The 5,668-nt window shown below is 73.5% G+C and carries 5 protein-coding genes; 4 read left to right on the top strand and 1 reads right to left on the bottom strand.

All coding sequences use genetic code 11. The features are described from left to right. From AB0C69_RS37090 to AB0C69_RS37075, 4 genes are all read left to right on the top strand, one after another. Nucleotides 1–1,506 (top strand): glutamate synthase-related protein (locus AB0C69_RS37090; RefSeq protein WP_360360323.1); only part of this gene is annotated, 1,506 nt, incomplete at its 5' end. A gap of 18 nt (nucleotides 1,507–1,524) precedes the next feature. Continuing rightward, the gene (locus AB0C69_RS37085) at nucleotides 1,525–2,988 is read left to right on the top strand and encodes a glutamate synthase subunit beta (RefSeq protein ID WP_345175392.1); all 1,464 of its coding nucleotides are present in this window, start codon (nucleotides 1,525–1,527) and stop codon (nucleotides 2,986–2,988) included. Nucleotides 2,989–3,103: 115 nt separating this feature from the next. Then, a complete protein-coding gene (locus tag AB0C69_RS37080; RefSeq protein WP_345175390.1) occupies nucleotides 3,104–3,538 on the top strand; it encodes a helix-turn-helix transcriptional regulator in 435 nt (144 codons plus the stop codon). 71 nt (nucleotides 3,539–3,609) lie between these two features. After that, the gene (locus AB0C69_RS37075; RefSeq protein ID WP_353835545.1) at nucleotides 3,610–4,053 is read left to right on the top strand and encodes a VOC family protein; all 444 of its coding nucleotides are present in this window, start codon (nucleotides 3,610–3,612) and stop codon (nucleotides 4,051–4,053) included. 18 nt (nucleotides 4,054–4,071) lie between these two features. Here AB0C69_RS37075 and AB0C69_RS37070 read toward each other — a convergent pair whose 3' ends face one another. Next, entirely contained in the window at nucleotides 4,072–5,499 is a 1,428-nt protein-coding gene (locus tag AB0C69_RS37070) for a pyridoxal-dependent decarboxylase (protein ID WP_360360319.1), read from the bottom strand. Nucleotides 5,500–5,668: the final 169 nt, after the last annotated feature.

Genomic DNA, 5,668 nt, shown 5'->3' with positions numbered 1-5,668 from the left:
GGTCCGCCATGCCGGGGTGAGCAACTACAGCCCGGCGCTGATCGACGGCCTAACGGAGGCCACCGGGCGGCGGCCGGGGTGTCCAAGGCCCACGCCGACGTGGTGCTCATCTCGGGGCACGACGGCGGGACGGGCGCGTCCCCGCTGACGTCGCTCAAGCACGCGGGCGCGCCGTGGGAGCTCGGCCTCGCCGAGACCCAGCAGACGCTGCTGCTGAACGGGCTGCGCGACCGCATCGTCGTGCAGACCGACGGGCAGATGAAGACCGGCCGCGACGTCGTCGTCGCGGCGCTGCTCGGCGCGGAGGAGTACGGTTTCGCGACCGCGCCGCTGGTGGTGTCGGGCTGCATCATGATGCGGGTCTGCCACCTGGACACCTGCCCGGTCGGCGTCGCCACCCAGAACCCCGTGCTGCGGCAGCGGTTCTCCGGCAAGCCCGAGTTCGTGGTGAACTTCTTCGAGTTCGTCGCCGAGGAGGTCCGCGAGTACCTCGCGGCCCTCGGGTTCCGGTCGCTGGACGAGGCGATCGGCCGCGTCGAGCTGATCGACACCCGCGAGGCGGTCGAGCACTGGAAGGCCGCCGGCCTCGACCTGGCGCCGATCCTTCACGTCCCGGCGCTGGCGGAGGGCGCGGCCCTGCACCGGACGGTCGAGCAGGACCACGGGCTGGAGAAGGCCCTGGACAACACGCTGATCCAGCTCGCCGAGGGCGCGATCTCCTTCGGCGACCCGGTGCGGCTGGAACTGCCGATCCGCAACGTCAACCGGACGGTCGGGACCATGCTCGGCCACGAGGTGACCAAGAAGTGGGGCGGCGGCGGGCTGCCCGACGACACCATCGACGTCACCTTCACCGGTTCGGCGGGCAACTCCTTCGGCGCGTTCATGCCGCGCGGCGTCACCCTGCGGCTCGTCGGCGACGCCAACGACTACGTCGGCAAGGGCCTGTCCGGCGGGCGGGTGACGCTGCGTCCCGCGCGGGACGCGGCCTTCGCCGCCGAGGAGCAGATCATCGGCGGCAACGTGATCCTGTACGGGGCCACGTCCGGCGAGCTGTTCGCCCGCGGGGTCGTCGGCGAGCGGTTCTGCGTCCGCAACTCCGGCGCCACCGCCGTCGTCGAGGGCGTCGGCGACCATGCCTGCGAGTACATGACCGGCGGCCGCGCGGTGATCCTCGGCCGGACGGGGCGCAACCTCGCGGCCGGAATGTCCGGCGGCATCGCCTACGTCCTGGACCTGGTGCCCGAGCGGGTCAACGGCGAGATGGTCGACCTGGTGCCGCTGGACGCCGCGGACGTCGAGTCCGTCCGGGCGCTGACCGAGCGGCACCTGGCCGAGACCGGCTCGGCGGTGGCGCGGCGGCTGCTGGAGGACTGGGACGCCGCCGCCGCCCGCTTCACCAAGATCATGCCGCGCGACTACCGGCGGGTCCTGGACGCGATGGCCCAGGCCGAGGCAGAGGGACGCGACGTCGACGAGGCCGTCATGGCCGCGGCGCAGAGCTGAGAGAGGGGGACTTCCAACATGGCTGACCCGAAGGGTTTCCTCACCGTCCGGCGGGAGCTCCCGAAGCGCCGCCCGGTCGACGTGCGGATCAGGAGCTGGTCGGAGGTCTACGAGGACTTCGGCAAGGACCGGCTGGAGAAGCAGGCGAGCCGCTGCATGGACTGCGGCATCCCGTTCTGCCACCAGGGCTGCCCGCTCGGCAACCTCATCCCCGAGTGGAACGACCTCGTCTACCGCAAGGACTGGCAGGAGGCCGTCGAGCGGCTGCACGCCACCAACAACTTCCCGGAGTTCACCGGGAGGCTGTGCCCGGCCCCGTGCGAGAGCGCCTGCGTCCTCGGCATCAACCAGGACCCGGTGACGATCAAGCGGGTCGAGGTCGAGATCATCGACCGGGCGTTCGCGGAGGGCTGGGTGCGCCCGCAGCCGCCGGCCGTGCAGACCGGCCGGAAGGTCGCGGTGGTCGGCTCGGGGCCCGCGGGCCTCGCCGCCGCCCAGCAGCTCACCCGCGCCGGCCACGACGTCACGGTGTACGAGCGCGCCGACCGCATCGGCGGCCTGCTGCGCTACGGCATCCCCGAGTTCAAGATGGAGAAGCGGCACCTCGACCGGCGCCTCGCCCAGATGAGCGCCGAGGGCACCGACTTCCGGACCTCGGTGAACGTGGGCGTCGACATCACCGCGGACGACCTGCGCGCGTCCCACGACGCCGTGGTCCTGGCGGGCGGCGCCACCGCGTGGCGCGACCTGCCCGTCCCGGGACGGGAGCTCAAGGGCGTCTACCAGGCGATGGAGTACCTGCCGCCCTCGAACAAGGCGCAGGAGGGCGACTACGACGAGTCGCCCATCTCGGCCGAGGGCAAGCACGTCGTCGTCATCGGCGGCGGCGACACCGGCGCCGACTGCATCGGCACCGCGATCCGGCAGGGCGCCGCGTCGGTCACCCAGCTGGAGATCATGCCGCGGCCGCCGCAGGAGCGCCCCGACGGCCAGCCGTGGCCGACGTACCCGATGCTGTTCAAGGTGGAGAGCGCCCACGAGGAGCTCGCCGACATGGGCGGCGACCGCGTGTACGCCGTGTCCACCACCGAGTTCCTCGGCGACGCCGACGGCAACGTCCGCGCGCTGAGGCTGGTGGAGGTCGGCGGCCCGCAGACGGGGTTCGCGCCCGTCGAGGGCACCGAGCGGGAGATCCCCGCCGAGCTGGTGACGCTGGCCATGGGCTTCCTCGGCCCGCAGCGCGAGGGGCTGCTGGAGCAGCTCGGCGTCGAGCTGGACCAGCGCGGCAACGTGGTCCGCGACCGCGACTACCGCACGTCCGTGGACGGCGTGTTCGCCGCGGGCGACATGGGCCGCGGCCAGTCCCTGATCGTCTGGGCCATCGCCGAGGGCCGCGCCGCCGCGCACGGCGTCGACGCCTACCTCGGCGGCCGGACGGACCTGCCGTACCCGATCCCGCCGACGGCGCGCCCGATCGCCTGACCCGGCAAGCGCGGAGCAGGGCCCTGGAGGATCTTCTCCGGGGTCCTGTCCCGCGCGCAGTCTTCACCGGCCGGCGGCCGGGTTTCCTGTCGGTGCGGTGTGCCAGCATCGGGCCATGGGAACCGTTCGGACGGGCACGCCGCCCACCCTGGACACCGGCGTGCTGCGCCGGATGAGGCTCGCCCGCGACGCCATGGACCGCGAGTGGGCCGAGCCGCTGGACGTCTCCGCCGTCGCCGCCCGCGCCGGGTACTCGCGCTACCACTTCGTCCGGCTGTTCCGCGAGGTCTACGGCGAGACGCCCGGCGCCTACCTCACCCGCCGCCGCATCGAACGCGCGCAGGACCTGCTCCGCACCGCCAACCTGACCGTCACCGAGATCTGCGTGCAGGTCGGCTTCACCAGCCTCGGCACGTTCTGCACCCGTTTCAAGCAGCAGACCGGGACGACGCCCACCGAGTTCCGCAGGCGCGCCCGCGCCGGCGCCACCTCCGCCATCCCCGGGTGCTTCGTGATGTTCTGGGCGGGCGGCTTCCGCAAGCAGCAATAACGGAGAAGCCCGGGCCGCCCGCCGCGCCCTAGCGTGAACGCATCGACCCCGTTCACCGAAGGAGACACGGCATGATCACCAACCTCGGGCTGGCCACCGTCTGGGTGCTCGACCAGGACTCGGCCAAGGAGTTCTTCACCGACAAGCTCGGCCTGGAGGTCCGCGACGACATGACCCTCGGCGAGGGCGGCATGCGGTGGATCACCGTCGGCGCCAAGGACCAGCCCGAACTGAGCCTCGCCCTCATGATCCCCGGCCCGCCCACCATGGACCCCGACTCCGCCGCCCAGATGCGGGCCCTCATCGCCAAGGGCGTCCTCGGCGCCGGCGCCTTCAACACCGACGACTGCCAGGCCGAGTACGAGCGCCTGTCGGCCCGGGGCGTCGAGTTCGTCCACCCGCCCCAGAAGCGCCCGTACGGGATCGAGGCGATCTTCCGGGACGACTCCGGCTGCTGGTACAGCCTCACCCAGACCTTCGACGAGCTCGACGAGAGCGTGCCGTGGAACGGCTGAGCGGACCGGGGGAGCCGATCACCCGGCGACGCGGGCGCCGAGCTCCCGGAGCACGTCCACCAGCCGCTCCACGTCGGCCTTCGTCGTCCGCCAGTTGAGCGGAGCCGGGCGGAACACCGTCATGCCCCGGTAGGTGCTGGTGCCCGCGTAGACGCGGCCGTCCGCCAGCAGCGCCTCGCCCAGGCGCGCGTTCAGCCCGTCCAGGTCCTCCTCGGGGACGCCGTCCGGGCGGTACCGGAAGCACACGACGCACAGCCGCACCGGGGCGAGCAGCTCCAGGTCGGGCGCCGCCTCGACGAGCCCGCCCAGATGGGCGGCCACGTCGAGGTGACGCTCCACCATCTCCCGGTACCCGTCCCGCCCGTACGCCCGCAGCGTCGCCCAGATCGGCAGCGCCCGCGCGCGGCGGGACGACTCCGGGCCGAGCATGTTGTAGTTGACCCGCTCCTCGTCGGCATCCGGCAGGTACGCCGCGCCCCACGCCCCGAACGCCCGGCTCAGCGACGCCGGATCGCGCACGAACGAGAACCCGCTCTCGTACGGCACGTTCAGCCACTTGTGGCCGTCCGCCGTCACCGAGTCCGCCCGCTCGACGCCCCGCGCGAAATGGGCCGTCCGCGGGCTGAGGGCCGCGAACAGCCCGAACGCGCCGTCCACGTGCAGCCAGGCCCCGTGCCGCTCCGCGAGATCCGCCATCTCGGCGACCGGGTCGCTGTCGCCCGTGTCCACCTCTCCGAGGTTCGCCACGATCACCGCGGGCCCGCCCGCCCCGGCGAGCGCCGCGTCCATCGCCTCCAGATCGACCCGCCCGGCGTCGTCGCGGGCGAACGTCCGCAGGGTGTCGCGGCCGCACCCGAGGATCTGCAGCGCCTTGCGCGTGCTGACGTGCACGAGCCCGCTGCTGAACACCGGCATCTCCGGCAGCCCCGCCAGCCCCCGCGACGCGACGTCCACGCCGTGCCCGTCCGCCCACCACTGCCGCGCGGCCGCCAGGCCCGCCACGTGCGCGAGCGTGGCGCTCGGCGCCAGCACGCCCCCGAACCCCGCGGGCAGGCCGAACAGCTCCTTCAGCCAGCGCAGGACCACCGTCTCCGCCCGCGCCGCCAGCGGCGACGTCAGCCACAGCCCGGCCGCCTGGTCGAGCAGCGACGCCGCCCAGTCCCCGGCCATCGCCGCGGGCGTCGACCCGCCCACCACGAAGTGGAAGAACCGCGGCCCGGACGAGTGCGTCGCCGCCCGGGTGCCGATCCGCACCAGCCGCTCGACCGCGGCCACCGCGCCGTCCCCCGTGTCCGGAAGCGGCCCGTCCAGCTCGTCCAGGAGCGGGTCCTGTCCCCGGTCATGGACGGGACGGTCCGGCAGGCTCGCCAGGTACGGCTCCGCCGCGCGCGCCACCACCCCGAGCGGGGCGGCGGCGATGTCACGTTCCCCAAGCGGATCGCTCATGACACCAGGAGATCACACCCCCGGTGACATCGGGGGATGTCGGGAAACATGAGAAAGAGGGCAACTTGTGGTCTTCGTGCTGGTCGGCTACGGTCCCGCCTGGGCCCGCCCCGCGGCGGCCCGCCCGCCGGCGGCTCCGCCGCGCACGCGGCCCGCACCGAGGCCGCCC

The organism is Actinomadura sp. NPDC048032 (assembly GCF_040653175.1).
Classification (GTDB): domain Bacteria; phylum Actinomycetota; class Actinomycetes; order Streptosporangiales; family Streptosporangiaceae; genus Spirillospora; species Spirillospora verrucosospora.
The sequence above is the reverse complement of the archived record's forward strand: the minus strand, read 5'-3'. Positions and strand labels throughout refer to the sequence as shown.

Bases quoted from the DNA above. Each gene is read 5' to 3' on its own strand.
- AB0C69_RS37075 (WP_353835545.1), top strand. From the start codon at position 3,610: ATGATCACCAACCTCGGGCTGGCCACCGTCTGGGTGCTCGACCAGGAC.
- AB0C69_RS37085 (WP_345175392.1), top strand. From the start codon at position 1,525: ATGGCTGACCCGAAGGGTTTCCTCACCGTCCGGCGGGAGCTCCCGAAG.
- AB0C69_RS37070 (WP_360360319.1), bottom strand. From the start codon at position 5,499: ATGAGCGATCCGCTTGGGGAACGTGACATCGCCGCCGCCCCGCTCGGG.
- AB0C69_RS37080 (WP_345175390.1), top strand. From the start codon at position 3,104: ATGGGAACCGTTCGGACGGGCACGCCGCCCACCCTGGACACCGGCGTG.